Here is a 26,370-nt window from a genome sequence, read left to right as displayed (position 1 = left end):
CGCAGGAGTCAGGGGCAAGGGGTCAGGATCTCGAGTTCAGGAGCGCTTCGGCGGTCGCTTACAACGCCACCAAGACGTCCAACAACTCCGAAATGGTCGCGATATACTTGGCCGACGCTTGGTAGGTGCGTTGCAGCATGATCATGTCGATGGCTTCTTCGTCCAGATTGACGCCGCTGGTCTCCTGAACGGCCGCCTGCAACGTCCCCTCGAACACGCGGAACCCCTCGGCGACGGCCTTGGCCACTGTGGCGCCCTGGGTCGTGTCGTTGATCAACTGGTCGTAGACGCCGGTGACCGTGTTGCCGTTGAGGCTGTCGAGACTCTGGTCGTGCAAGGCGACGAGCTTGACCGCGTTCTCCGTCCCGGCGCCGATGCCGGCGTCGGATGCGGCGAACTTCGACCCGTCGGCCACGAGAATCTCGTTGACTGCGAGATCCGAAGCCTTCGATCCGGTGAAAAACGTATTGATTCCCAACGCCGCCAGCACGCCGCTGGTGTCGCCTGAAAAGGCGATCTGATTGTCCGCCGAGGCGGCTTGGATGCTCAGCCGATTGTCGCTGGTGACGAAGGCCGTCACGCCATTGATCGCACTAAGCTTCTCCGCAATCGAGGCCAGGGTGTCGTCGCCGTCGATGCCGTTGAGATCAACATGCACGGCATGAGTCTCAGTCAGTCCTGACACGCTGTTGCGCACCAGGAGATCGAAATCGCCGGTCGTGGGCGTGACGGCGAGCCCCGCCTCGTCGAGGGTCGCCCCCGGATCGCTGACGCGGTTGACGCTGGTAATCGATTTGAACCCGCTGAGGCCCTGACCCTGCGAGTAAATCTTGTTGAACTCCGCGGCCAGCGAGCCGGCGAATTCGTCGAGCCGATCGAGAAACTTGCCGACGATCGAATCGCGGGCCTCGTAGTAGCCGTGCAACTCGCCGCCGCCGACTCGGAGGGAGCTGTTGTTGTCGCTGAAGCGGATTTTGGCGGTCTGGAGCCCGTTCTCGGCGCCGAACTGGGTTTCCACCTGCCGGCGCGTCCCCTCGAAAACCAGGAATTCGCCGGCCAGCGACACGTTGGCGGCGCCGGTGTGACCTTCGCTGATCTTGACGTCGGCGATCTCGGCAAGCCGCTGCAGCGCCGCGTCCCGCTGGCTCCGCAGTCCCCCCGCCTCGCTGCCGGTGGCGTTCCCGCCTTCGAGGGTGACGATCTGCAGATTCAGCTTCGCGACCTGGTTGGATAGCGTGTTGATTTCGCGGGTGAGGTTGTCGACCTGCTTGCTGAGATCCGTGTACACCGTCGCCACCCGGCGATGCATCGCGTTGACGGACGTGGCGAGCGTCTTGCCGCTCTGCACGGCCAGATTCCGCATTGCGATGTCGTCGGGATAATCCAGAATCTGATTGATGCTGTTGAAGAAATTGGCGGTTTGCGTACTGATGTCGGTGTCGGAGAGCTCGCCCAAGATCGACTGCAGATCGCGGTAAACGCCGTCCTGCACGTCGGCGCTCGCCCGATCGCTCCCTGCATTCCGCAACCGGTCGACCATAAAGCGGTCGACGCTTTGCACGATCCCGGCGATTTGCACGCCGAGACCGATGCTGAGGTTGCCCTTGCGCTGGACCGGCGCGGTCGTGTAGATCGTCCGCTCGCGGATGTAGCCCGGCGTGTTGGAGTTGGCAATGTTATTGCCCACCACGTGCAAGCCCAATTGCATGGCCTGCAGGGTGTTCCCCGCCATCTGAATGGAGCCGAAGAGCGACATGTCGCGCGTTCCCTGCGCTGTCTCAAATTCCGGGTGCGGGTTCGTAAGCCGCCGAATTCGCGCGCACCGCGCAAGGCCCCGTCCGGAATCGACGCTGCACGCGTCGCCGGTGCACGTCGACGCCCTCGGCGGCGAAGCGGCTGCCTCGCGTCACACTGCCTGATCGATAAGCGAACCGCTCGCTTGAGAGCCAATCCCACTTCCATATGTCGGTCGCGCCTGACCGCCGGTCGCGAAGATTTCCAGAAGTTGGGCCAAGTGGAGCACGCTCCGCTGCACTGCGACCCACTGGGCGAGGCACTCGTGCCGCACCAACTCCGACCGCTTGCGGGCCTCTGCGAGCGGCTCCGCCAGTCTCCCGCGAGCCGCCGCCGACAAGGCGCCATTGAGGTCCGTCAGCGATTCGTGCGGCAATCCCGCGTCCGTGGCGCGGTCAAGCAGTCCGCGCCGCTGCTCCTGGCAAGCCTGCAGCTCCGCGGCCAACTGGCGTTCCATCGGCGCCAGCGACGCCAGCGCTTGGTGATCGCGGGCGATGATCAAGCGCCGCTTCTCCGCCAGCAGCGCCAGCAAGCCGCCTTGGGCGTCGGCCAACCGCGCCAGCAGTCCGGCAATGTCACTTTCCCACTCGGTCGTCACGGCTGCGCTCACGGCGATGATCATCCTTGCTAGAGAGCCCGCGTTGTCGCGGGAAGTGTCGAACGGCGAGGGGTCCGGTCCCAGTCGGCGGAGTCGCGGTGCAGCGTTAGCGGCGTCGCAAAGATCCCAGGTCGGCCAACGAGGCCTGTTTGCCCGCGGCCTCGTCCAACAGTTTCGCCTGCGCGGGAAACTGCTGCCGGAACATCGGGTCGGCGAATTTGTCGGCGCTGGCGACGGTCATGTGTTCGGCGAGTTGCTCGTCGAGCTGACTCTGCCACACCTTCTCGGCCTGCCCGCCGTGGAAGTAGGCGGCCTCGCCCACGGTGGTCCGCATGCTCTTGAGCATCTGGCCGAAGAACGTCTTCCCGACGAACTCGCGATACACGTCGCGAAGCTGTTCGGCCGACTCGATCTGTTCGGCATGCGACGCGACTGCCCCGCGAAGGGGTTTCACTTGGCTGAGTTGGGCGGGATTGATTTGCATGGCGGGGTCGGACAGCGGTCGGGGGCGGGGAGTCGGGGGCGGTCGTCAGAATGCGTTCTGACAACGGACAATCGTCGACGCCTACTCCATAATCAGGACGCCGTGCAGCTTGCCGTTGCGTTCGATTCCCTTGATGATGTCGATGACCTCCTCGGCCGGGACCTCAAGGGCTCGCAGGGCGTTCACCAGCGAGTCGAGCTTGGCGTCGTCCGTGATCTCGGTGCCGACGCGGGCGAATTTGACCGGCGTCACAGCCTCGACGACCACGTCCCGGTGCGAGACGACGACGTCGCCGATCGTCACGCTGCCGCTGATCACGATGCTGCCGGTCTTCTGATTCACGACCACGCGAGCCTCGGGCTCGGCCGAGTAGATCGGGATGTCGAGCACGTCCCCCACGAACTGCACGGGGTCGGAGCCGTACTCGGCAGGGACGGTCACGACGATATTGGCCGCGTTCTTGGCCTGCACCATCGATTCGTCTTCCTTCGAGAACCGGCTGCGGATCGCCTCGGCCACGTCGTTGGCGGTCGTAAAGTTGGCGTGGTTCTTGTCGAGGATCAGCGTGATCCGGTTGTCCTGCACGAAGGGGGTGAGAACGTCCTCCTCCATCTGGCACCCGGCGTGGACGCGACCAACCAACGGTTGGGTGGGGTTGTCGAGTTCGATCGGACCTTCGCACAGGGCGTAAACCCGCTGGTCGAGCGTGTTGGGACCCTGCAAGGCGGCGAACGCCAACCGGCCCCCGGCCAAGCTCTTGCCGTTGATGCCGCTCACGTGGCAGACGAGCTTATCGCCGCGGCGGGCGCCGGTCGCAGGGACGCGAGCGGTCACCATCACCAGGGCGACGTTCTTGATCTTGTCGAGCTCGTTGCGGCTCCCCGGGGCTCCGAACGCGGCCTCGGGGACGGGACTCCCCATCAGTTCCATCGCCCGCGCCAACGCCCGCATCGTCGCGGCGTCGGCCGCCTCGCCGGTGCCGGCCAAACCGACGACCAGCCCCAGCCCGCGCAGGACGTTCTCTTCCTGCCCCTTGATCCGGCAGATGTTTCGCAGCGGCGTCCGGGCGGAGGCTGACGAAGCGACAGCGACGGCAAGCAAGGCGGCGAGGATTAGGATGCGGCGGAGCATGGCGACTGGTCGGTGGTGACTGGTGATTGGCGATTCGTGACTGGCGGGCGGCGGATGCTTTCGGCCGCCTGACTTCCCTAGAACGGCTTGTACTTGTCGATCAACATGGCCAGCCAGCCTCGGGCGTAGCCGTCCCGGACCATGCCGGCGTCGCGTTTGATGACGCGCAAGTCGGTCATCGCGTCGCTCCCCACGGTGCGATCGGGCTGGATCGACTCGCGGCGGACGGTGCCGCTCAGCTCGATCCGCCACCGTTCTTCGTTGCTCGTCACCTCGGAACTCCCCTCGACCCGGAGGCTGCCGTTGGGAAGGATCTCGACGATCTCGACCCCCATGCGGAACGACATCGTGTCGCGAAGCTGCATGTTCGACTGCGAGCGATACTGTTGGTTGTTCGTCCCGCCCACGGCCGGGTCGCCGTCGGCCATCTCCGCCGGCTTGAGATTCTTGCCGTCGAACTTGATCCAGTCGGTCAGCACCGATTGGATCGACGAGGTCTTTCGCGCCTGGGTGTTCCCTTCGCTCTGGGTGATGACCCGGTAGTCGACCAGCACGGTGATACTGTCGTGGATTTCCAAATCTCTCGGCCGTGCGCCGGGGGGAAGCTGCCGGTAGATGAACGACCCGTTCTGCAGCGTCAGGCCGTTCGCCTGAGCGGGATCGGGACCGCGGAGCATCAGGCTCCCGTCTTGGGCGGCGGCGACCCCGGCGACGAGCGTCGCGAACGCGGAGGCGATCAGGCAGCGGGTATTGGCCATTCGATTCATGATTCTGTCGAGCGGGATGCTGGTGTCTTGACGAACGGCTTGGCGAACTGCGAACGAATCGAGCTCGGTTGCTCGGCCGTCACCGTTGGGCGAACTCTGCGGCTGCCGCGGGGGCGACGAACACTTCCAACTCGCGATAGCCGGTGACGCGAGCGGTGAAGCGCCGCTTTCTCTGCTTGGCGCCCGACTCGACGAGCACCAACTCGCCCGCTGCGCCGTCCTGCTGCGCGACGGCGACCGTCCGCGCGGTGATGCCCCCCGTGCGGGCCGTCACCGTCACCAGTTCGCCGCGGCGGACGACGATCGGCGCCCGCACGGCGCCGGACATGACCATCGTCCCGACGGCGATGTTCGTGGCCGATTCCTTGCCCACCACTTCGGCGAGGTTCCGGACGGCCGCAGCGGGGACGGCATTGTCGACCGGCTGAATCTCGACGTCGGCGGCGCGAATCAGTTCGCCCCGTGCGATCGGCCGTTGGGCGACGACGACCAACTCCTGACGAGTCACGCGGGTCAGAACTGCCGTCGGAGCGTCGCCGGCGCGGGCCGCGAGCAGAAACTTCTGTCGACCGGTCCAAGGGGCGTCCCCGCCGGCGACCCGAGCCTCGGCGGCGGCGAACGAGAGCACCGACCAGAATTGTGCGTCGCCGGTCGCCTCGACGCGCCATAAATCGTGGCCCGTCTTCGCGACCAAGTACTCGACAATCCGCTGTTCGACTTCGGCCTTGACCGCCTCGACGTCGTTCGTGCGGACAAGCGGAACCGAGCTTGTCGCCGACTCGGGCGCCGAACCGATTTCTACGCCCGGGGCCCCGCCGAACCGCAAACGCGAAACGTCGACTCCGCGGAGGACAAGCAAATCGCGAACCTCGCTGGCCCGCAGATAGCGGACCACCCCCGGCGCCGGGGCAGGCGCCAACGGGGTGGTGATCAGTTCGTCGAGTTCGGCCGGACCCGCTGCCGCCACGTCGGCCAGATCGCCCAGCCGCACCACTGGCCCGGCGGGCAGGCAGCGCTCCCGCAGCGCGATCTCGGCGGCGGCAGCCGATCCCGCGATCAGGCCCACGGTCGACAAGACGGCGATTCGCAGCAACATGGCAAGCATCCGGAACAGGCGACGTCGGAAGAGTTCGGAAGGAGTCGGGCGAGACCGGTCAGCGGGTCGTCGCCATGGCGTTTGTCGCGCGTGCACTAGCGCTCAGAGTCCTAGAACCGCCGCAACTGGGTGGCGGTCTGCATGATCTGGTCGCCCGCTTGGACGACTTGCGAGTTGAGTTCGAACGCCCGTTGCGTCGTGATCAGATCGATCAGTTCCTGCACCGGTTCGACGTTCGAGGCCTCGAGCGCCCCCTGGCGAAGCCAACCGGCGCCTTGCTGCCCCGGGTTCAGCAGCGTCGCGGGACCGGAGGCGTCGGTAAGCTGGTAGAGGTTGTCTCCCATCTTCAGCAAACCGTCCGGATCAATGAACGTCGCCACCTGCAACTGGCCGGCGGTCTGCAACGTGGGGTCGGTGCTCGTGTTGAACTGCACCTGACCGTCGCTTGTTACGACCACGTTGGTCGCGTCCTGCGGAATCGAAATCTGCGGATCGATGATCCACCCGGTCTGGGCCGAGCCGAGGACCAATTGGTTGTTCGCGTTCAGGCCAAAGTTGCCGGCTCGAGTGTAGAAGAACCCGCCGTTGGGGTTCTGCACTTGGAAGAACCCGTTCCCTTCGATCGCAAAGTCAAGCGGATTGTTGGTGATCTGCATCGCCCCTTGGGTGTGGTTGGTCTGCGTGCTCGACACGCGCACGCCCAGTCCCACGTCGATGCCGGTCGTGGTGATGCTGCCGTCGGCGTCGCGGGCGCCCGGCATGCGAATCTGTCGGTAGAACAGATCCTCGAAGTTCGCCCGATCCTTCTTGAAGCCGGTCGTGTTGATGTTCGCCATGTTATTGGCGATCACGTCAAGCTTCGTCTCGAGGGCTTCCATCCCCGTGGCGGCGGTGTAAAGCGTTTGGACTGACATGGCGGAAGAGGAGTCGGGGGTGAGAGGTCGGAAATCTGAGCGTTCCAAGTCGAGAAGCGTCAGCTCGCTCGAAGCGGCACGTTACGCCGTCAGCAGTCGGCCGATCAGTCCGCTGATCATGCCGTCCTGGTGTTGGATGAGTTTCGTGTTCGCCTCGAAGGCGCGGGTCGTTTCGATCATCGCCATCATTTCGCGCGTCGAGTTGACGCCCGAGTCTTCCAGAAAACCTTGGCGAACGTCGCGAGCCTCGGCGGCGACTTGGGTCGTCGGCCCGAGCGAACGGAACATGTTGCTGCCGACCTTGACCAGATCGCCCAGCGACTGCGGGGCGACGAGCCCGATCGCCTGGGCGGATCCGTCCTGGACGATCCGCCCTCCCGCCTCGACCTCGAACGGGAGCGTGCCGTCGATCTGAATCGGCGCCCCGCCGTCGTCGAGCACCGCAAAGTCGCCCGTTTGCGTCAGCAACCGCCCCTGGGCGTCGATGACGAAATTGCCGGCTTTGGTGAGGAACGTCTCGCCTTGCGGCGAACGAACCGTGAAGAACCCCTCGCCGTTGATCGCGAAGTCGGTCGGCATGCTCGTGTGCCGCAACGCCCCGGGCGAATAGTCGGTAAGCGTCTCGATCATCTTGACGCCGCCGCCGACGTTGTTGACCGAGTAGCTGCCCGGGTAGTCCTGACCCTGCTGGATCGCCTCGGCGAAACGGGCCTGGAACGTCGCTACGTCCCGCTTGAAGCCGGCCGTGTTGACGTTCGCCATGTTGTTGGCGATCACCTCGAGCCGCTGTTGCTGCACGAGGGCGCCTTCGGCGGCAAGATAGAGTCCCAGCGGCATGGCAAGCTAGCGTGTCGCAGGTCGCCCCCCTGCGGTCACGGCCCCTTGCTCATGCACGAAGCGTGCCAAGGACCGCCGGGGGAATCGCTGGCATCGCTGAATGCCGTCGATTCAGCCCCGGCCCCGACCAAGACGCTCAAGACGTGCGGTGCTAGCGGCAATCGACTGCGCGAGGTCATCGGCAGAGATTGCCGATCGACTGCCGCTGATCGGCAGGAACTGCGCGACACGCAGCGACGCCCTTCAGCGCGTCAGCCCGGGGAAACTTGTCTGGCGGCCGCGATGATCTCTGCGGCGCCCTGGGCGATGAGTTCCTCGGCAAGCTCCGCGCCGAGTTGTTCCGCTGCGGCAAGGGCCTCTGCAGGAGCGACGCCGGGAGTCAGTTCCCTGTCATGCGAACCCCGGAGCACGACGACGCCGTTCAAATCGGCCGCGAGCCCGTCGAGCCGCAGCAGGTCCCCTTCGACCCGCCCCCACGCGGCGACCGGCGCCGAGCACCCGCCGTGGAGCGCCGCCAGGAACGCCCGTTCGGCGGTCACGCCCAACCGCGTCGGCAGATCGTCGAGCGGGGCGAGCGCCGCACGACCGGCGGCGTCATCCTCGCGGCACTCGATCCCCAAGGCCCCCTGCCCCGGCGCGGGGAGCATGCGAGGGGGTGCGAGCAACTCGGCGATCCGCTCGCCCCACCCGAGTCGCCGCAAACCGGCCGCGGCCAGGACGATGGCGTCGTACTCGCCCGCATCGAGTTTGGCCAGTCGCGTATCGACGTTGCCGCGGATGCCGGCAAGTTGCAGCTCAGGCCGCAGCGTCCTGAGCTGGGCTTGCCGCCGTTGGCTGCCGGTCCCGACGCGCGCCCCAGGCGGCAGCTCGACGAGCGGACTCCCGACAAGGGCGTCGACGGGTTCCTCCCGCGGAGGCGTCGCCGCGAGCGCCAGCCCTCCGGCCTGCGCGGTTGGCAGATCTTTCAGGCTGTGAACCGCCACGTCGACGACCCCGGCCAGGACCGCCGACTGGATCTCCTTGGTGAACACCCCCGTCCCGCCGAGCGCGACGACCGGGCCGCGCTGCTCGCGGTCTCCTTGCGTGCTGATCTCGACGATCTCGACGCGCAAGCCCCGCGCGGTCAGTTCCGCGGCGACCCAATCCGCCTGCCAGCGCGCAAGTCGACTGGCGCGGGTCCCAATACGAAGCGTACGATCAAGCGCCATGACAGCTTGCCCCGCGGATTACGACTGGTTCGGCGGCGGCAACGTGATGGGGCCGCGGTCGCCCCCATGTTGCGGCGGCGGACAGACGACGCCGCAGCTGACAATGAATTGAAACGCTTGGTCGACCGTGATGTTGAGATCGACGATCTCGCTCTTCTTGACCGTGATCGTGAACCCCGTAAACGGCATGGGCGACGTAGGGACCAGCAGCGACACGACCGGCTCGTTCGCCGCGCAGGAAATATCGTGAAGACTCTCGCCGGTGACCATCGCCAACGACCAGATCCCTTTGCGCGGGTATTCGATCGCCACGACGCGGGTATATTCGAGTTCCCGCTCGTTGAACGCGAAGTCGGTCACCTGCTTGACCGAGGAATAGACGTTTCGCACGAGCGGCACCCGGTTGATCAACCGTTCCAACTGATTCCAGAAAAACCGCCCCGCCCCCGCCGCGAGAAATTTTCCCAACAGGTACAACAGCAGAACGAACAGCAGCGTAAACGTCGGCAGAACGATCCACCGCGACAACCACTTGCGGTCGACATAGGCCCGGTAGAACTCGGCCGGCGTCTCGGGCATCCGACTGGCGCCGAGGTACTGGAGGGCGTCTTCGTAGTGGTCCGCCGGGACGTAGCCCCGGTTGCCGATCCGATGGTACGGCACGCCCTCGAACAGAAAGACGCCGTCGACCGGCTCGCCATCGGGCTTGCGGGACGCCGGGACGACGTTCGACTGGTACCGGTCGACGAGGATCCCGCGGATCAGTCGCTCGGCCGGGTCCAACAGGTAATTGGCGACGGTGTTGCCGATCCACAGGAAAATGACCACCGTCAGCAGCGGCGGCAGCAACACCCCCAGGCCGCGGAGGACCGCCCGCCGAAAGGGGTCCAGGGCGCTCGGTTTGCGATGCGGGCTCGGAGGTGCGATTTCCATGCCGGATTATTCTGCGTATCCCCCGCGGAGACACAAGTGCGACTCCCCCGCGCGCCGGCTCGCTGCGCGATCCGCAGGGAGGCCGCTGGTCACCCCGGCGGCGTCCGAGCCACGACGAGCACGGCGACTTCGCTCGCCCCGGCGGCCAGCAGCACACGAGCGGCCTCGCTGCAGGTGGCCCCGGAGGTTAGGATGTCGTCGACCACAAGCACCCGGGCCCCCGCCAGGCTCCGGCCCCGGCCCAGTTCCATCTCTCCGTGGAGATTCCGCAACCGCCCCGCGTGCGACAGGCCGACCTGTCGCGGGACGTCGCGCCGCAACCGCAGCAAGTCCGGGTCGGCCGGCGCCCGCAGCCGGGCCGCCGTTTGCCGAGCCAGCGCGGCCTGGGGATTGAACCCCTGCTGCCAACGGCGGCGCCAGTGCATCGGCGGGGCGGCGACGACGTCGAACTGAAGCGCCCGCAGTTCCTCCCCCAGTCGCTCCCAGGCCAACCCGGCAAGCGCTCGGGACAACACCCCCGTCGCGTCGATCTTGTTCCGCAGCACCAAGTCGCGAAGCAGCCCTTCGTAGGGCCCCAGGGCCAACGCCCGCGTGAATCGCGGCTTCCAGCGGAAGCAGTACCGGCATGCCAGAAGCTGCTCTCCGGCTCGCGGCAGCGGGGCGAGACATCGCGGGCAAGGCTCGAACTCGAACCGCGGAACCCGCGTGCGGCAGGACTCGCAAATCTGAACCCCGTCGTCCCGATCGCCGGGGGAGGACGACGAATCGCGAGGGTCGAAATCGCCGTCGCAGGCCGCGCACCGCGGCGGGAGCACCAGATCGCGCACCGCGCCGGCGGCGCGAGCGATTCCCAAACTCAGGCGCGGGACGAGCGGCATGGGCGCGACGGAAGCGAGACGCGGCGGCAATGCTAGCAGCGAGCCTCGTCGATTGTCGCTCGCCGACCCGGTCCGCGTCAAACTTTCTCCCGAGATTGGTCCAAGCTTGCCGGCTGCCGCGACCGCCTTGACCGGCTCACGAGGGGTTCGGTACCCTGCCGCCCCTTCCCAACCTTCCCGGCCGCCGCTCATGTTCATCCTTTATCGCTACATGCTCCGGCAGTTCGTGCAGATCTTCATCATCTGCTTTCTGAGCCTGACCGGGCTGTACGTGGTGATCGACGCGTTCGGGCATCTCGACCACTTTTCGTCGTTCGCCGAGGGCGAGGGGCGAAGCGTATGGGCGATCGTCGCGCGATACTACGCCTACCAAAGCCTCGGATTCTTCGATCGCACCAGCAGCGTCCTGGCGATGATCTCGGCCATGTTCACCGTGGCGTGGCTCGCCCGGCACCAGGAACTGACGGCGATCATGGCCGCGGGGATCTCGAAGGTGCGCGTCGCTCGCCCGCTGATCGGAGCCGCCTTGGCCATCAGTTTTCTCGGGGTTGCCAATCGCGAGCTGGTCGTCCCGCAGGTCCGCGACGAACTGAACCGCGACACGCGGGACCTCGCCGGCGAGAACGCCCGCGAGCTTGAGGCCCGATTCGACACCAAGAGCGACGTACTCATCGGCGGCGACCGGGTCGTCGTCGGAACGCGACGCATCCTTCGGCCGGCGTTCGTGCTCCCTCCGGCCCTCTCGCGGTACGGCCAACAACTGACGGCGGTCGAGGCCCAGTACGCCGACGCTCGGCCTGATCGTCCCGCGGGGTTTCATCTGATGGGCGTCACGGCCCCCGAGACGCTGCTCGGCCAACCCTCGCTCCGCTTGGACGACGAGGCGGTGGTCGTCACGCCCTCCGACGCCCATTGGCTCGCCCCCGACGAAGTGTTCGTAGTCAGCGAAATCCCGTTCGAGGTGCTCGCCACGGGATCGACTTGGCGCAATTTCGCCTCGACCAAGGAGCTCGTCGCCGAGCTCAATCGCCCCAGCACTGACCTGGGGGCCGACGTCCGGGTCGCCGTCCACGCCCGCTTGGTCCAGCCGCTGTTCGACGGCATGCTGCTCATGCTGGGATTGCCGCTGATGTTTTCGCGCTCGAGCCGCAACGTGTTTCTGTCGATCGGGATCTGCCTCGTCGTGGCGACAAGCTTCTCGCTGCTGGGGCTCGCCTGCCAAGCCCTGGGAGGAACAGGACTGCTCGAGCCCGCCTTGGCCGCTTGGTTGCCCCTGTTGGCGTTCGTCCCCCTGGCCGCGGCGATGTACGACACGCTCAAAACCTAAGCCGATGCGGACGAGGCCGCACAGCGACGACGCTCGCCCCGGGCGATCGTCGCAAGCCGTCCCCCAACCCCGGTTCCTCCGGGGGTTGCCTCCGGGCTTGGCAGAGGCGATGCTGGGCGGTTTGAATCAGCTCTCCCCCGTTCGCTCCCGAGGACCCGGCCTGTCATGAAGGTTGCCACGCTCAAGACCAACAAGGGCGACATCCGCCTGGAACTGTACGCCGAAAAGTGCCCCCAGACGGTCGCCAACTTTGAAAAGCTCGTCGGCGAGGGGTACTACGACGGGCTGAAGTTCCATCGGGTCATCGAGGACTTCATGGTTCAGGGGGGCTGCCCCCGCGGCGACGGCACCGGCGGCCCGGGCTATACGTTCGAGGACGAGTTCCACCCGACCCTCAAGCACGACAGCCCGGGAATCCTCTCGATGGCCAATGCGGGCCCGAACACGAACGGGTCGCAGTTCTTCATTACTCACGTCCCCTGCCCCTGGCTTGACGGCAAGCACTCGGTCTTCGGCAAGGTGCTCGACGACGGCCAGAAGGTCGTCGACGCGATTCGCCAAGGGGACAAGATCGAAAAGGCGAGCGTCGCCGACGAGTAGGGGGGATCGTCGTCGGCCCGCGCTCGCGTTGCTACGGCACGCTTGCCGCTTTGCCGCCGTTGCGGGCGCCGAACGCCCGCCAAGCCTCGACGTCGACCGCGTCGCCGACAAATCGCACCGAGCCGTCGGCCGCCGCGGCGTTGACCCCGCGCGGGTGATTGCTCCGCGCCGTGCGCCATCCGTAGGCGACGTACCGCACTTCCAGCGAGCCGATGAGTTGCGTCGAGATGCAGTCGAACTCGCGCGCATTGGGCGTTCGGTAGTTGTTCAGAAGCGTCGTGCGATACTCGCCGTTGGCCCAGGAAAAGCCCGGGGGATCGGTCAGATTCCAGACCCCCAGCTCGCTGCATGCACCATCGGTCAGCGGCACGGCGGCCGCCAGGCCGTACACGAGCCGTGGATCGACCTGCTCGCGCGGGGTGCTCGCCGGGGGAGTCTCTCCCAGCAGGGTCTCGGAGGCGTAAAGCGTGTAGCTCGTCCCATCGACGACCTGCGCCAACGTCACTCGAGAATTGATGAACGACAACCCGTCGGCCTCGAACGGCGCCCCGCCGTCGAGCCCCGACCCGGTGCAGGTCGCATAGTTCGTCGGCCCGAACGACTCGTTGACCGGCGCGCCGCGATCGCTGGGACACAAGAACGCCGAAACGAGCTGCGCCACGCCAGGTCGGTTCACTTCGCTGACGGTCAAGGTGCGCGAGTAGAGCGGCGTCTCCAGATCAAGCTGGCTGACGACCGGCGCCCCCTCCATGTACGGCAACAAATGGGCCAGGGCCGACCACCGGTAAAACGTATGAGGAGTGCGGACGTCGGCGGGATACTCCTTCGCCACCGAGCCGGGCGGCAAGACCCCGCGCGCCGATTCGTAGTTGAGCGCCGCGAGACTGATTTGCCGCAACTTGACCGCGCATTCCGCCCGGCGTGCCGCCTCCCGCGCGTTTTGCACCGCCGGCAGCAGCAGGCTCGACAATGCGCCGATGATCGCGATGACGGTCAGCAACTCGACGAGCGTAAAGCCCGCGGGCGAACTCGACAAGGACCACCGGCGACGCGGCATCGTGCATTCCTGAAGCGGCGACGGCCGCGGTCGCGGACTTTAGGCGAATCGACGCAGCGCCATGAAGCCGCCCAGCGCCAGCCCCGCGGCCAAGACGATCGAGGCCGGCTCGGGCACAGGAGCGGTCGCCGCGACGGGGTTGTAATACACGATCGCCGTGGGTTGGAAATCGCCCGCCAATCCCGACATGCCGAACCCGACCTTCCAGTCGGCGATCCCCGCAACCGAGCCGGAGCGCTGCAGCGCGAGGAAGTCGCCGCCGTCGACGACCGTATCGGCGTTGGAGTCCCCCTTGAGAAACGGCAACGATTCGCCGGTCTCAACGTCGATCCGCCGAATGCTTCCCGGGAACAGGAATGCGCCGTAGATGGGATCAGCCGGGTTGTTGTTCCCAAGGCTCGTGGCCAACAACCGCCCGTCATCGCCGACAAGTACGCCCGAGGGGTAAGCAATCGGGGCGCTCAAGATGCCCGCCCCGACGACGGCGCCGGCGTCGACTTCGAACTTCAGGATGCTTTGCCCTGCAAGGGCGGCGACGTACAGATTGCCCGCAGCGTCGAACGTCAGGCCGTTGAACCCTTGCCCACCTTGCGCGACAGCGGCGCCCGAGGCGAAGAAGCTGCTGAAACCGTAGTTGTTCTGAGGATCGATCTTCATGACCAGCCCGTTGCCGGACATGTCGGCAAAGAAGGCGCTGACGTAGAGATCTCCCGCGCTGTCGAAGGCCATGCCGGTCCGCCCGCTCGGGCCTGCCTCGAACGCGAACGCTCCGACAAGCGTCCCGCCGGAGTCGTACCGAAACACGGCCTGACCGTCGGGCGGAAACGGCCCCGTGGTGAACTGCGAAACCAGCAGATCGCCCGTCGCCGTGTTGTAAGCGAGCCCGCCGGGGACGACGCTGCCGGTCGACAAATAGGTCGACGACGCGCCGGTGGCGGGATTCACGCGCAGGATCAGGTTCGATTGCAGGCTGGCGACCAGCAGGTCGCCGTCGGGGCCGAACGCCATGGCCGTCGGCTCGTCGAGCCCGGCGTCTTCGGCCAGGACCACGCGATTGAAGGCCCCCGTGGCGGCGTCAAACGCCAAGACGCGGTTGGTCGCCCGATCGGCGACCAAGTATTCGGCAGCAGCGGCCCGGCCCGCCGTCAGCGCTCCGAGCACGACGAGCGTACAACAGCGAAGCCAAGGTCTCACGCAGCGGGGCGAAATCATCGGAGCAACTCGAAGGAGCGGATTCTAGGAAGTCACCAGCCGAGAGCGCTAGCAGTTGGGGCAAATGGAACTTGCGCGCAAAGAACGCCAAAATCCCATAATTCCGTATCTCGAGCGACGGCTGTTCCCGTTCACAAGCCTGAACCGGACATGGGGCGAGCGCCTGCGGTGCATGCCTTGGGGCCAAGCCAAGCGCGGCTGAAAAAGGGGGGACAGGCACGCTCACGGCGCGCCGTTTCCAAGGGGCTCGTGGTCTTGGCCCCCGTGTCAGTCCCAGTTTCCAGCGTTTGCTAGGCTAACAGAACGTGCGTCACCCCGCAAACCAGCGGCCCGGCCGGCTCCGATCCCCCAGCGTGCGTCAGCTAACGCGCCGCGGCAACAAGTTCAGGCTCCTCTGTCGCGGGCTCCTCCCCCGACGGGGGCGCCTGCGGCCGAGCGCCGCGGTGACGCCACAGCCCCAGCACGAGCCGCTTGGCGTCGAGCGCCAGCGTAAACAACGTGGGCGCCAACACGAGCGTGAACACCGTCGACGCCAACAGCCCCCCCAGCACCACGCTTCCCAACCCGCGATACAGCTCGCTGCCGGCGCCGGGGAACAGCACCAGGGGCAACAACCCCAGCACGGTCGTGGTGGTCGTCATGAAAATCGGCCGGATGCGGGTCCGCACGCTCTCGGTCACCGCTTCGCCTGGAGTCATGCCGTCTTCGCGAATGTGATTGAGCGCCTGGTGGACGATGAGAATCGGATTGTTGACCACCGTCCCGATCAGAACCACGAAGCCGAGCATCGTCAGCACGTCGAGCGGTTGCAGCACGAATTCGTTCAGCACCCGCAGCCCGAGGATTCCCCCGACGGCGCCGAGCGGCACGGTGAGAATGACCACCAGCGGATAGAGCCATGACTCGAACAGCGCCGCCATCAACAAGTACGTGATCGTCAGCGCCAAGATGACGTTTCCGCGCAGGGCCCGCCATGTTTCGCCCAGTTTGTCGGCGGTCCCTTCAAGCGTGATGCGGTATGCATCTCCCAATTGCCCCGTTGCGCGAATCGGGGCGACGATCTCCTCGTCGATGATCCGCATCGCGTCTTCGAGCGCGACTTCAGGGGGCGGGGAGGCCTCGATTGTGATCGCCCGCATTCGCTCGCGATGGTTGATCTGCTCGGGGCCGCTCGCCAGCGAGATGTCGGCCAGCGCGTTGAGCGGAACGAGGTTCCCCAGCGGCGTCGCCAACGGCGCCGCGCCGATGAGATGCGTCGCGTCGGCGTACTTCGACTCGCCCACGATCGTCAGGTCGATTTTCTTGCCGTCGAGGAAGTAATCGCTGACGTACGCCCCGTCGACCAGCGCGTTGACCGCAAAGCCGATGTCGGACGTGGTCATCTGCATCTGGGCCGCCTGGACCAACCGCGGGACGACGTGCACTTCGGGGTTCGACAGATCAAGGCTCGGCTTGGGGAGCGCCTGAACGCCGGGAATCTTCTGCGACACCTGGCCGATGATTTGGCCTCCAAGCGCCACCAGCTTCTCGACGTCGGGCCCGGTGATCTCGACGTCGATCGTTCGACCGGCGGTGAGGCCGTCTTCGAACAAGCTCGTCTGTTTGGCGACGGCGAACGTGCCCGGCAACTTCCTGCCGACTTGCTGCACCAGCGGGACCAGTTCTCCGGCCCGCAGCGGGTCGAGCGCCCGCAGCCCGACGAACACGCTTCGGCCCCGGGCGACGAAGAAGAAGTCGTCAATCACGGGACCGTCGAGATCGTCGGGCGCCGCCGTCGGGTCGACGTCCCAGTAGGGCCGGAGCCCCTCCTCGACGATCGTACCCATGCTGATCAGTTGGTCGGTGTTGTAACCCGGCGGCGGCAACAGGATGCCGAACACGAGATTTCGATTGCCGCTGGGCAGATACTCGACCTGCGGCCAAAGCGCCCAGGAGATTCCCAGCGAAGCCCCCACCAACACGAGCACGACCGCCGCCCGGCGCAGAACGCCGCGCTGGATCCAGGCGTTGGCGCCGGCGATTGATTGGCTGATCCGTTGTCCGAGCAGCTCGGCCAGTCGCACGACCGCTCCGGCGCGAGACGCGGATTTCGCCGCCAGAGGTCGATCTGGAGAGACGGCAGGCGAACCGTTGCGGAGCGCGGCGAGTTCGTCGTGCGACAGCCCCCGGCTCTCGCCCCGAAACAAGCGGGCCGCCGCGGTGGGAATGACCGTCACCGAGACGATCATCGACAACGCCACGGCCGCGGCGATCGCCAGGGCGATGTCGCGAAACAGCTGCCCCGCTTCCTCCTGAATGAACACGACCGGCAGGAATACTGCGACGGTGGTCAGCGTCGAGGCGACCACGGCGCCCCACACTTCCTGCGTGCCGCGCACCGCGGCCTCCAGCGGCGTCTCGCCGAGGTCGTCGTGCCGACGGAAGATGTTCTCCAAGACGACGATTGCGTTGTCGACGAGCATGCCGACCGCGAAGGCCAGCCCCGCAAGACTGATCACGTTGAGCGAGCGGCCAAGCATTCCCAGCACAAGGAACGTGCCGATGATGCTCGTCGGAATGGCCAGTCCCACGACCAACGAACCGCGGGCGAACCAGAACCCCGATCCGACGATCACCGCCAAACATCCCGCGAACCACCACGGGGAGAAATAGGCCGCCGCGATCCCCAAGGCCACGATCGCCGGAATCGTCAACACGGTGCGGGCGCCCATGTGCAGAAACGCCATGAGGACCGCCATCGTCAGGGCGCCGCCGAAGTAGATGTTCTCCTTCACCAGATTGACCGACGAATCGATATACTCGGTCTCGTCGTAAACCTGCACGAGCGACAATCCGCGGGGGGCGAGGATCTCGCGATTGATCGTGGCGGTCGTTTCGCGCAAACCGGCCATGACGTCGAGCACGTTGGCCCCCACGCTGCGAATGCAGTTGATCGCGATGCACCCCTCGCCGAAGCGACGCACCAGTCCGTCGGGCTTCTTGTACCCGAGCCGCACCTCGGCCACGTCATGCACGAACACGGGCCCCCCGTCGCGGATCGCCAGAAGTTGATTTTCGACCTGCTCGGGCGAACGGAACTGCCCCAGCGTGCGGGTCACGTAGCGGCGTTTGTCTTCCCAGAAGTCGCCGGCCGAAGTGTCGCGGTTCTGGCTCTGCAGCACGGCCCGGACCGTGCTCATCGTGATCTGCCGCGCGGCCAGCTTCTCGGGGTCGATGACCACCTGCAGTTCGTCGACCAACCCGCCGATGACGTTCGACTGCGACACGCCGTCGACCCGCTCGAACCGAGCTTCGATCTCGTCCTCGGCGAACCGTCGCAGCTTGGTGACGTCGAGATCCGGCGGAGGCAAGAGCTCGTTGAACCGCTCGTCATCCTTCGCCAGGTTCCGCAGCCTCAGTTTCTTCAGGCCGATGTTCTTCGCCTTCCGCACCGGGACGAGCTTTTCGGCCAACTCAGGATACTTGTGCGCGAAGTCGGCCAGCTTCGCCTCGTCGGGCGGAGCCGTGCTGAGAATGAACCACCCGATCGGCCGGCTCGCCGAGTTGGCGGTCGTGATCACCGGCTGGTCGGCGTCCTCGGGATACTCGGGGACCTGCTGCAACCGGCTGTTCACCTTGAGCAGCGCCTCCTCCATGTTCGTGCCGACTTGAAACTCGATCGTGATCGTCCCCTGCGAGTCGGTGCTTTCCGAGGACAGCTTCGTCGCCCCCTCCACGCCGACAAGCTGTTCCTCCTGCTCGATCACTATCTCCCGCTCGACCTCCTGGGGACTCGCCCCGGGCCAGCGAGTGGTCACGGTGATCGTCGGCGTCTGCACCTCGGGCGTGAGCTGCATCGGCATCCGCACCAGCGCCTGATACCCGAACAGCGCGACCAGCAGCACGCCGACCGAGATCTTCACCGGGTTGCGGACAAATGCGTCAATGAGCGACATGGCAGATTTGTGCAGAGAGTACGACGGCTCGGGATCTCAAGCGAATGCCGCCAAGGACCGCGGTTGCCGGGAGTTGTCTTGTCACGACCGGCCCGCGTCTACTCGGCGTAACCCTTGGCAATCTGTGCGACGCTCACCGCTTGCCCGGGACGCAGGCGTTCGTTCCCCTGGATGACGACCAGTTGCCCCGGTCGAAGCTCGCCGATCACCTGGATAAGCGGCCCGCGGCTCACCCCCAGTTGAACGGGAACGGGAACCACGGTCGTCGCCGAAGGACCCGCTTCGGCCGCGGGCGCCGCTCCGGGCCCCGCTGGGGCCCCTTGTTGAATCACGTATAGCATCGGCGCTCCGCCCCCCAGGACGATTGCGTCCTTGGGGACCAGGATCGCCTGCTGACGCACTCCCGCGGGCAGCGCAGCGCGGGCGTACATTCCCGCCTTCAGCAGCGGACCGTCCCGAGTAATTTCGTTCTTCACGCGAATCTTCACCGGGAACGTGCGCGAGCGAATGTCGGCCTGCGGCACGACCTGAGCCACGGTCCCCTCGAAGATCCGCTCGGGCAACGACGGAATGTCCACCCGCACGACCTCGCCAATTCGCACGAACGGGACTGCCTGCTCGACGACCTGCACCTCGACGTCGACCTCGTCGAGCGCCGCGACCTCGGCCACCGGGTCGCCCGCGTTCACCCAGGCGCCCTCCTCGGTGAATTCGGCGACGACATATCCGTCGAACCGCGAGATCATCGTGTGCTTGGTGATCTGGTCGTGGAGCCGCTCGACGACCGCCTTCTGCATCGCCACCTGCGCAGCGGCTTGGGCGATCAGCTCTTTCCGCGGGCCTGCCTTGGCCAACTCGTACGCCGCCGAGGCCGACAGGAAGACCTCGTGAGCCTCGATCTCGGCCGAACGAGCCTCTTCGTACTGATCGTCGGTGATCGCCCCAGGGCCGGAGTTGCGGGCTCGGTCAAGCCGGGCTCGCCGGGCGCTGAGAAACGCCTCGCGGGCCGCTGCGCCGTCGCGCTCCGCACGCCGCTGTTCGAGCTCTTCGGGGCGCGTGCCGTTGTTCAGCTCGTCAAGCTGCGCCTCGCGAAATTTCAATTCCTGCTCCGCCGCGGCCGTTTCCAACTCGATCGTTTGCGTCAGCAGTCGGGCCAACTTCTCGCCGCTGGCGACCCGTTCGCCCGCCTTGCGGGGAAACTCGATCACCCGCCCGGCCACGGCGCTGCCGATCGTCGCCCGCTTGAGCGGCATGATCGTGCCGACGAAGGTCTGCCCGGCGACGACCTCTTCCTGGATCAGCTCGAACGCCACCACCGGCGACGGGGGCATCGCGCCCGGCGGTCCCTGTGCTGCGATCGGAACCGCCGCCAAGTGAACCGCCGCCAGCGCCCCCGCGACCGCGGCGCTTGCCCGTCGTGTGCGTAACTGCATGATGTCGATCTCTCTGTTCGTGGCGGTCATGACGCCGCTCCGCGGGCGGCCGTTGCATCAGCCGCCGGCAGCGAGGGCTGGACGTTGCGCTGGACCCGGCCAAGCAACTCGCGGAGCGTCGCCAGCTCCGCGGGCGACAATCCTGCCGACGCCCGGCGCCGCATCTCACGACCCACTTCGGCAATCGTCTCCCAAACGCGGCACGCCGCCGGCAACAGCGTGACCAGCTTCTTGCGACCGTCGTGGCAGCACTCGCGCCGTTCGATCCAGCCGTCCCGCTCCATGCGGTTCAGGACCCCGACTAGGCTGGCAGGTTCGATCATCATCCGGGCGGCGAGTTCGGCCTGGGGGAGCGGGCCCTCCAGAGCGAGCCACCCCAAGACCTGCGCCTGCCGGAAGGTGATCCCATGGGGCCCCAACCGCTCGTGGAACGCCCGGATGTACGCATGATGGGCCCCGACCAGCCAAAACCCGAGGCTGTTCTCAAAGTCGTAGTCGAGCACCGTAGAGCCTCCAGAGGGGAAGCGCCGGTCAGGCATCCCAAGGGGGGACCGCACAATTCGTTAATATGTTAACTATTCTCCCCACCCGGCCCAGGAAAGGCAACGCGGGTTCCCCGGCGATTGTGTGAAATAGCCCCCGCTGGCAACGGCAAGGCGGGCGGCCGCCGCCCGACTCTGCCAGCCAGACCGGTATACTGGGGCCTTTCACCCGCTGCGACAATCTCGCCTTCGCCCTCCTGACATGTCCCTCTGTACGAGAAAGAACTCGCGATGACCGCTGTGAGCCGCAACGCCGCTTGGACGATCTGCTGGGCTGCTTTGCTTGCAGCCGCTTCGCCGACAGCGGCCCAGCCGTGGGCGGCGGAGCGGCTTGAACAGTCCCCTCGGCACCTGGAATGGGCGGACGTGACCCACGGCGACCGCAAGGTGGCCTGCTTTGTCGCCTACCCCGAACGGGCCGAGAAAGCCCCGGCCGTGGTCGTCATCCACGAGATCTTCGGCCTGACCGACTGGGTCCGCGGCGTGGCCGACCAACTGGCCGAGGCGGGGTTCATCTCCATTGCCCCCGACCTGCTGAGCGGGGCCGGGCCGAACGGCGGGGGGACCGACTCGTTAGGGGGAGGGGACGGGGTCCGCCGCGTCATCGGTCGCCTGCCGACGGATCAGATCGACGCCGATCTCGACGCCGCGGCCAAGTACGTCGCCAAGTTGCCTGCATGCACCGGCGCCGTCTCGGTGGCCGGGTTCTGCTGGGGCGGAACCCAGTCGTTTCGTTACGCGACGCATAACGACAAGTTGGCCGCGGCGTGCGTCTTTTACGGCAGCGGCCCCGCCGACGCCGAGGCGATCGCCCGCATCGCCTGCCCCGTGTACGGCTTCTACGGCGAAAACGACAACCGCGTCAACTCGACGATCGAAGCCTCGAAAAAGCTCATGGCCGCCGCCGGCAAGACCTACGAGCCGGTGATCTACAACGGGGCCGGGCACGGCTTCATGCGAGCCGGCGAAGACCCCGCCGGGGACGCCGCCAACAAGCAGGCCCGGCTCGACGGGTGGAAGCGGTGGCGGGAATTGCTCGCCGCCAAGCCAGCGGCGCCGGCGGACCACTAGCCGACAAAACCGCCGCTGCACGGCCGGACGCACTGGCCTAGAATTTCGCGGTCTGTCCCGCGTCGCTCTGCAGCCCCGTCGCTTGCGTGTCTTCCCTGGTTGCTCCGGGCTCCTGTGCGCCTGGCAATCGAATGAGCCGGCTTGCCCTATGCGCACCCTCGCCATTACCTCCGCGATGCTCGTCGCCTCGAACGTCTTCATGACGTTCGCTTGGTACGCTCACCTCAAGGATCTCCGCGCGAAGCCGTGGTTCATCGCGGCGGCGATCAGTTGGCTGATCGCGCTGTTCGAGTACGCCATTCAGGTTCCCGCGAACCGCATCGGGTACACGGAACTCTCGCTCGGGCAGCTCAAGATCATGCAGGAGGCGATCACCCTGGCCGTCTTCGTGCCGTTTGCGATTCTGTACATGAAGCAGCCGCTGCGGCTCGACTTCCTGTGGGCGGCGCTCTGCCTGTGCGGGGCGGTCTACTTCGTCTTCCGCGGACCGGCAGCCGCCTGAGCGGGCGCCCCCCTCGTGCGCCGGCCGGAATCGGCCGCTTGGGCAAGCTATAATGGCAGTACGGTCGCCCTCGTCGCGGCGGCCTTCTCGCCCTCCGCTCTGTCGTCGCCCATGCTTCGCTACGCACTCGCCGTCGCGTCGGTCTGCGCCCTGCCGTTGGCCGCGCGCGCCGCTGACGAACCGGCCGCCGACCTGGCCGCCCCCTCGCTCGCGGCGCCGCGGTTCGGCCCGGCGACGATCATCCGCTATCGCACGGGCGCCATCGTCACCGCCGGCGGGGGCGCGGTTCGCAACGTCAAGGCGATGGTCGCCACGCCGCTCGAGTGCCCCGAGCAATCGGTCCAGATCGTCGAGGAAGACGTCACCCCGGACGTCGAGACGCTGCAGTACCGCCTGCTCCGGGGCGAGGGATGCCGGCAGATGCTCGTCACGATCCCCTATCTCAACGCCGGCGCCGAAGCGCGGGCCGTCGTCACCTACGAGGTCGAGACCCGCACGGTCCTTCCGCCGGAGGACCCGTCGCTGTTGGCGATTCCCAAACGCCCCGACATCCGCCTCAAGGCGTACCTGGGCAACAGCCCCTACATCGATCCCCGCCACCCCAAGATCCGCAAAGCGGTCGCCGAGGCGTTCAAGGCGCTCGAAGCGGAACTCGCCGACGAACCGGAGGACGACTCGTCCGACAATCCGGCCGAGCAGCAAGCTCAAGCCGCGCCCGACGAAGCCAAGCCAACCGATTCCGCCGATGCCGGCACTGTAGAGAGCCCGACCGCGGACGACGCCGAAGCGATCGTCGCAGGCAGCGCAGACGCCGACGCCAGCGCCGCCGACCCCGCCTACGAACCGGCCGAACCCACCGACTGGCGCCGGGTCGAGGCGATCTACGACTTCGTGATCGACAAAATCAAGTACAAGGAGGGCGAGGACAAGTCCTCCGTCCAGGCCCTGCAAGACGAGGAGGGGGACTGCCAGGCGATCGGCGCCCTGTTCGTCGCCATGTGTCGGCACGTCAAGGTCCCGGCCCGGCTGGTGTGGGTCCACGAGCACCAGTACGCCGAGTTCTACCTCGTCGACGACCAGGGCGACGGCTACTGGTTCCCCGTCGAAACGGCCGGCACGCCCGCGTTCGGCGAGATGCGGATCGCCCGGGTGATCCTGCAAAAGGGAGACAACTTCCAGGTCCCCGAACGGCCTCGCGACCGGCTCCGCTACGCGACCGACTTCCTCACCGGATTGCCCGCGGCGCCCGGCGGGGCGAAGCCCAAGGTCCGCTACGTCCGCGAGCCGCTCTAGCGCTTCGTCAGTTCGACGTTTTCGGGCCGACGGCGCAACCGCATCTGCTCACCGCGCCAGCGCCGCGTCGAGCGCCGCCTCCAGCGCCGCCTCGCCGCCCGTCCCCGCGTGCGAGTACGTCGCCTTGCCGTCGCGATCGAACACGATCAACGTCGGCAGGAACTCGACGTTCAACTCGCGGTAGAATCGTTCGACGCCGTACCCCACCGGCCAGTCGAACCCGGCGGTCTCGCCGATCACTCGGCGGATCACGTCGACGTCGCGCTCCGTCTCGCGGGTCAGGCCGACGAACTCGACCCCCAGCGGCCGGTACTTGCGGGCGATCCGCGCCAACTCCGGCAGCGCCGCCCGGCACGGGGCGCACCACGTCGCCCAGCAGTCGACGACCGCCACCCGGCCGGTCGGGTCGAACGACTTCCCCGCGGGCAAATTGAGCCACCCGGCCGCGTCGATCGGCGGCAGCGGGGTCCCCTTGGCAATCGGCGGCCGGTCGGCGGCGCGGCCCCCCAGCACGATCATCGCCAGCACCAGCGCGATCGCCCCGAACGGGGCGAAGTCGACCCACACGCTCCGCCGCCGGTTGCGGGGAGACGATTCGACGTGCGGTGCGGACTGCATGACGGGCGGTTCCTGCCGGGGCCGATGGCCGCTCGATCCCGCCGCCAGCGCCGCGGACCTCGGGCGATCCGCCCTGCAATCTACTTCGCCCGGCGACGAGCCGCGAGTCCCAACCCGGCCAGCACGGCCAGGGTCAGCGTCGCCGGCTCGGGCACGGCCGCCACCAGCGGCGCCGCCGGCGCACCCGACCCGAACTGCCGCTGCCACGTGAGAAAGTCGGTCCCGTTGACCGCGCCGTCGGTGTTGGCGTCGCCGTCGCCGTGCGCCGCTCCCGACCCCGTGCCGTACCCGGCCTGCCACAGGCTCAGGTCGGTCCCGTCGACGAACCCGTCCTCGTTGAAGTCGGCCGCCGCGAAGATCGGCGGCAGCGCCGCGTTTTGCAACACGACGCTCGTCGGCAGGTAGTACACGTTCCAGCCGGTCGGCAGGTTCTCGCTGGCGAACGTGCCGCTCACCGGGCCGCCCGAAATCAGCGTGAAGGTTTCGGTCGCGCTCGGGTTGAACCCGCTGCCGAAGTTGACGGTCAAATCGCCCGACAGGGACGTGCTGGCGGCGAAGATCGCGGCCGGGTCGCTGGACAGGGTGAAGTCGACCGCCGCCCCCGCGGTGAACACCCCGCCAACGCGGACGATGCCGTTGTTGATGCGAATTTCCGTGGGACTGGTCAGCGCGCCTTGGATCTCGATCTCGCCGCCGAAGGCCTCGATCACCCCGCCGGTCACGTCGCCGGTCACGAGCAGCTTCTCGCGGACGTACCCGGGCAAGCTCGCGGCCCGCAATTCGCCGCCGATGCCGTTGGCGATGCTCCCTTCGATCCGCCCGTCGCCGCGGATGACGCCGGCGTTGGCGATCGTGCCGAGGCCCGAATCAACCCGCACCGTCCCGCCGGCCATGTTGACGAAGCTGACCGCATTGACGGTCATGACGCCGTCGACGCGCGCGAGCCCCCGATCGGCGACTCGCAACACGCCGGCGCCGGCGACCCCGACGGTCAGGTTGTTCAGCACCCAGAACTGCGAACCCTGGCCGCTGACGTACGCTTCGCCATAGGAATTCGTGAGCACTCCGAGGGTCGCGTTGTTCTCGACCCGAATCACTCCCTGTTCGAGCATCTCGACCCCGCCGCGCCCGGCGTAACCGATGTCAAGATTCGCCAGCGCCGGATCGCCGGGGAAATTGGGGCCGTCGCCGACGTTCCACCGGCTGCCGAGACCTTGGACCAGCACGTAGCCCTCGCCGATGTCTTCGACCCCGAGCCGCGCCGTCTCCGAGGTGCCCATGCGGGCCCGGTTAGCGAGCCCGATGTACCCGCTCCCCTCGTTGCCGATCCACATGTTGTCGGAGACGAGCGACGACGCGAAACCGTCGATGAGGATGAACCCTTGGGCGCCTTCGAGCTCGCCCATGATCAAGTCCGGGGAAGTAATTTGCCCCGGGTTGGAACTGAAGTTCGAGATCACCCGGGCCCCGGTGCTGATCTCCAAGAACCCTTGTCCCCCTTCGCCGACGCGCAGAACGCCGTCGACGCTCAATTGCGAATTGAGCCCGCCGATAATCACCTGTCCTAAGCTAAACTCCTCGCCGCCGATCGTGGCGTCGCCGGTCACTTCCAGCGGATCGGTGAACGTGGGGGCGTCGATCGTCAGCACGCCGGCGTCGGTCCCGTCGATAAACTGACCGGTCCCGCCGACGATCAATTCGGCAAGTGAACCGCCGTCGACGACGTCGAGCAAATCGCCCAGCGGATCGGGCAGCACGTCTCCTTGGCCCAACACGGCGGCGCGGGAGACCAGCGGAGTCAATCCGAGGAGCGCAACGACCAACGCGACGGCCGGCAGGGGAGCGAACAACTTACGCATCATGACGCCTCATAGCCTCTAGGGAACGGGCGCACAGGGAGCCCCCGCGCCGATTCCTGGTGTTCCGGTAACTTCTATCTTTCTCAGCGTTCTGCGAACCTGTCAAACGTTTTCGCCCCCCGGGACCCGCGGTTTCCGCAGCCCGAGGCTCTCCAACCGGCATTTCCGACGGCCCGGCTTTGTCCCCCAACCCTGAACGGACGGCGCTGGCCGCCGGTGACCTGCCGCCGAGACCTCGATCGAGCTTCATCGGGGGCGAGCGCCCGCCGCTCATTTTGTAG

The 26,370-nt window shown here is 66.8% G+C and carries 23 protein-coding genes; 5 read left to right on the top strand and 18 right to left on the bottom strand.

Annotation, left to right across the window (positions count from 1 at the left end; translation table 11 throughout):
• Positions 1-58: 58 nt before the first annotated feature.
• From flgK to KF688_04855, 11 genes are all read right to left on the bottom strand, one after another.
• A complete protein-coding gene (gene flgK / locus KF688_04905; protein ID MBX3425000.1) occupies positions 59-1,756 on the bottom strand; it encodes a flagellar hook-associated protein FlgK in 1,698 nt (565 codons plus the stop codon).
• Between the two features lie 150 nt (positions 1,757-1,906).
• On the bottom strand, positions 1,907-2,404 hold the full coding sequence (flgN, locus tag KF688_04900) for a flagellar export chaperone FlgN (GenBank protein ID MBX3424999.1): 498 nt from the start codon (positions 2,402-2,404) through the stop codon (positions 1,907-1,909).
• 94 nt (positions 2,405-2,498) lie between these two features.
• Entirely contained in the window at positions 2,499-2,876 is a 378-nt protein-coding gene (locus tag KF688_04895) for a rod-binding protein (GenBank protein ID MBX3424998.1), read from the bottom strand.
• A gap of 81 nt (positions 2,877-2,957) precedes the next feature.
• Positions 2,958-4,007: a flagellar basal body P-ring protein FlgI gene (locus KF688_04890; GenBank protein ID MBX3424997.1), complete on the bottom strand. Its 1,050-nt coding sequence runs from the start codon at positions 4,005-4,007 to the stop codon at positions 2,958-2,960.
• 77 nt (positions 4,008-4,084) lie between these two features.
• Positions 4,085-4,774, bottom strand: coding sequence for a flagellar basal body L-ring protein FlgH (locus tag KF688_04885; GenBank protein MBX3424996.1), 690 nt, complete (start codon positions 4,772-4,774; stop codon positions 4,085-4,087).
• Between the two features lie 79 nt (positions 4,775-4,853).
• A complete protein-coding gene (flgA, locus tag KF688_04880; GenBank protein ID MBX3424995.1) occupies positions 4,854-5,870 on the bottom strand; it encodes a flagellar basal body P-ring formation protein FlgA in 1,017 nt (338 codons plus the stop codon).
• Positions 5,871-5,980: 110 nt separating this feature from the next.
• Entirely contained in the window at positions 5,981-6,784 is an 804-nt protein-coding gene (gene flgG / locus KF688_04875) for a flagellar basal-body rod protein FlgG (protein MBX3424994.1), read from the bottom strand.
• Between the two features lie 81 nt (positions 6,785-6,865).
• Positions 6,866-7,621 carry a flagellar hook-basal body protein gene (locus tag KF688_04870; protein MBX3424993.1) on the bottom strand — a complete coding sequence of 252 codons (756 nt, stop codon included), beginning with the start codon at positions 7,619-7,621 and terminating at the stop codon, positions 6,866-6,868.
• Between the two features lie 251 nt (positions 7,622-7,872).
• Positions 7,873-8,829, bottom strand: coding sequence for a hydroxymethylbilane synthase (gene hemC, locus KF688_04865; protein MBX3424992.1), 957 nt, complete (start codon positions 8,827-8,829; stop codon positions 7,873-7,875).
• Between the two features lie 18 nt (positions 8,830-8,847).
• Positions 8,848-9,762 (bottom strand): DUF502 domain-containing protein, encoded by a 915-nt coding sequence (locus tag KF688_04860; GenBank protein ID MBX3424991.1) that lies wholly within the window; start codon positions 9,760-9,762, stop codon positions 8,848-8,850.
• A gap of 89 nt (positions 9,763-9,851) precedes the next feature.
• Positions 9,852-10,640: a ComF family protein gene (locus KF688_04855; protein MBX3424990.1), complete on the bottom strand. Its 789-nt coding sequence runs from the start codon at positions 10,638-10,640 to the stop codon at positions 9,852-9,854.
• Positions 10,641-10,830: 190 nt separating this feature from the next.
• Between KF688_04855 and KF688_04850 the strand changes: the two genes are divergently transcribed.
• Entirely contained in the window at positions 10,831-11,967 is a 1,137-nt protein-coding gene (locus KF688_04850) for an LptF/LptG family permease (protein MBX3424989.1), read from the top strand.
• 165 nt (positions 11,968-12,132) lie between these two features.
• Positions 12,133-12,567 (top strand): peptidylprolyl isomerase, encoded by a 435-nt coding sequence (locus tag KF688_04845; GenBank protein MBX3424988.1) that lies wholly within the window; start codon positions 12,133-12,135, stop codon positions 12,565-12,567.
• A 31-nt stretch (positions 12,568-12,598) separates the two neighbouring features.
• Here KF688_04845 and KF688_04840 read toward each other — a convergent pair whose 3' ends face one another.
• The 5 genes from KF688_04840 to KF688_04820 form a co-directional block, all read right to left on the bottom strand.
• The gene (locus tag KF688_04840) at positions 12,599-13,624 is read right to left on the bottom strand and encodes a DUF1559 domain-containing protein (GenBank protein ID MBX3424987.1); all 1,026 of its coding nucleotides are present in this window, start codon (positions 13,622-13,624) and stop codon (positions 12,599-12,601) included.
• A gap of 39 nt (positions 13,625-13,663) precedes the next feature.
• Positions 13,664-14,836: an NHL repeat-containing protein gene (locus KF688_04835; GenBank protein ID MBX3424986.1), complete on the bottom strand. Its 1,173-nt coding sequence runs from the start codon at positions 14,834-14,836 to the stop codon at positions 13,664-13,666.
• Between the two features lie 362 nt (positions 14,837-15,198).
• Positions 15,199-18,771, bottom strand: a complete 3,573-nt coding sequence (locus KF688_04830; protein ID MBX3424985.1) for an efflux RND transporter permease subunit — start codon at positions 18,769-18,771, stop codon at positions 15,199-15,201.
• Positions 18,772-18,869: 98 nt separating this feature from the next.
• On the bottom strand, positions 18,870-20,234 hold the full coding sequence (locus tag KF688_04825) for an efflux RND transporter periplasmic adaptor subunit (protein MBX3424984.1): 1,365 nt from the start codon (positions 20,232-20,234) through the stop codon (positions 18,870-18,872).
• Entirely contained in the window at positions 20,231-20,707 is a 477-nt protein-coding gene (locus KF688_04820; GenBank protein MBX3424983.1) for a MarR family transcriptional regulator, read from the bottom strand. Before KF688_04820 ends, KF688_04825 begins: the two co-directional genes overlap by 4 nt.
• Before the next feature lie 270 nt (positions 20,708-20,977).
• Here KF688_04820 and KF688_04815 point away from each other — a divergent pair, with 270 nt between their 5' ends.
• The 3 genes from KF688_04815 to KF688_04805 all read left to right on the top strand — a co-directional run bounded on the left by KF688_04815 (position 20,978) and on the right by KF688_04805 (position 23,612).
• Entirely contained in the window at positions 20,978-21,817 is an 840-nt protein-coding gene (locus KF688_04815; protein MBX3424982.1) for a dienelactone hydrolase family protein, read from the top strand.
• A gap of 148 nt (positions 21,818-21,965) precedes the next feature.
• A complete protein-coding gene (locus KF688_04810; GenBank protein MBX3424981.1) occupies positions 21,966-22,319 on the top strand; it encodes a DMT family protein in 354 nt (117 codons plus the stop codon).
• Positions 22,320-22,430: 111 nt separating this feature from the next.
• On the top strand, positions 22,431-23,612 hold the full coding sequence (locus tag KF688_04805; protein MBX3424980.1) for a transglutaminase domain-containing protein: 1,182 nt from the start codon (positions 22,431-22,433) through the stop codon (positions 23,610-23,612).
• Positions 23,613-23,660: 48 nt separating this feature from the next.
• Here KF688_04805 and KF688_04800 read toward each other — a convergent pair whose 3' ends face one another.
• Positions 23,661-24,230, bottom strand: coding sequence for a TlpA family protein disulfide reductase (locus KF688_04800; protein ID MBX3424979.1), 570 nt, complete (start codon positions 24,228-24,230; stop codon positions 23,661-23,663).
• A gap of 80 nt (positions 24,231-24,310) precedes the next feature.
• Positions 24,311-26,089: a hypothetical protein gene (locus KF688_04795; GenBank protein MBX3424978.1), complete on the bottom strand. Its 1,779-nt coding sequence runs from the start codon at positions 26,087-26,089 to the stop codon at positions 24,311-24,313.
• Positions 26,090-26,370: the final 281 nt, after the last annotated feature.

It is taken from the genome of Pirellulales bacterium (genome assembly GCA_019636345.1).
Taxonomy (GTDB): domain Bacteria; phylum Planctomycetota; class Planctomycetia; order Pirellulales; family Lacipirellulaceae.
Note: the sequence above shows the minus strand (reverse complement) of the source record. Positions and strands in the feature narration are given on the sequence as shown.

Coding starts and splice junctions, on each gene's coding strand:
- flgK (MBX3425000.1), bottom strand. CDS start 1,756: ATGTCGCTCTTCGGCTCCATTCAGATGGCGGGGAACACCCTGCAGGCC.
- KF688_04895 (MBX3424998.1), bottom strand. CDS start 2,876: ATGCAAATCAATCCCGCCCAACTCAGCCAAGTGAAACCCCTTCGCGGG.
- KF688_04890 (MBX3424997.1), bottom strand. CDS start 4,007: ATGCTCCGCCGCATCCTAATCCTCGCCGCCTTGCTTGCCGTCGCTGTC.
- KF688_04885 (MBX3424996.1), bottom strand. CDS start 4,774: ATGAATCGAATGGCCAATACCCGCTGCCTGATCGCCTCCGCGTTCGCG.
- flgA (MBX3424995.1), bottom strand. CDS start 5,870: ATGTTGCTGCGAATCGCCGTCTTGTCGACCGTGGGCCTGATCGCGGGA.
- flgG (MBX3424994.1), bottom strand. CDS start 6,784: ATGTCAGTCCAAACGCTTTACACCGCCGCCACGGGGATGGAAGCCCTC.
- KF688_04870 (MBX3424993.1), bottom strand. CDS start 7,621: ATGCCGCTGGGACTCTATCTTGCCGCCGAAGGCGCCCTCGTGCAGCAA.
- hemC (MBX3424992.1), bottom strand. CDS start 8,829: ATGGCGCTTGATCGTACGCTTCGTATTGGGACCCGCGCCAGTCGACTT.
- KF688_04860 (MBX3424991.1), bottom strand. CDS start 9,762: ATGGAAATCGCACCTCCGAGCCCGCATCGCAAACCGAGCGCCCTGGAC.
- KF688_04855 (MBX3424990.1), bottom strand. CDS start 10,640: ATGCCGCTCGTCCCGCGCCTGAGTTTGGGAATCGCTCGCGCCGCCGGC.
- KF688_04850 (MBX3424989.1), top strand. CDS start 10,831: ATGTTCATCCTTTATCGCTACATGCTCCGGCAGTTCGTGCAGATCTTC.
- KF688_04845 (MBX3424988.1), top strand. CDS start 12,133: ATGAAGGTTGCCACGCTCAAGACCAACAAGGGCGACATCCGCCTGGAA.
- KF688_04840 (MBX3424987.1), bottom strand. CDS start 13,624: ATGCCGCGTCGCCGGTGGTCCTTGTCGAGTTCGCCCGCGGGCTTTACG.
- KF688_04835 (MBX3424986.1), bottom strand. CDS start 14,836: ATGATTTCGCCCCGCTGCGTGAGACCTTGGCTTCGCTGTTGTACGCTC.
- KF688_04830 (MBX3424985.1), bottom strand. CDS start 18,771: ATGTCGCTCATTGACGCATTTGTCCGCAACCCGGTGAAGATCTCGGTC.
- KF688_04825 (MBX3424984.1), bottom strand. CDS start 20,234: ATGACCGCCACGAACAGAGAGATCGACATCATGCAGTTACGCACACGA.
- KF688_04815 (MBX3424982.1), top strand. CDS start 20,978: ATGACCGCTGTGAGCCGCAACGCCGCTTGGACGATCTGCTGGGCTGCT.
- KF688_04810 (MBX3424981.1), top strand. CDS start 21,966: ATGCGCACCCTCGCCATTACCTCCGCGATGCTCGTCGCCTCGAACGTC.
- KF688_04805 (MBX3424980.1), top strand. CDS start 22,431: ATGCTTCGCTACGCACTCGCCGTCGCGTCGGTCTGCGCCCTGCCGTTG.
- KF688_04800 (MBX3424979.1), bottom strand. CDS start 24,230: ATGCAGTCCGCACCGCACGTCGAATCGTCTCCCCGCAACCGGCGGCGG.
- KF688_04795 (MBX3424978.1), bottom strand. CDS start 26,089: ATGCGTAAGTTGTTCGCTCCCCTGCCGGCCGTCGCGTTGGTCGTTGCG.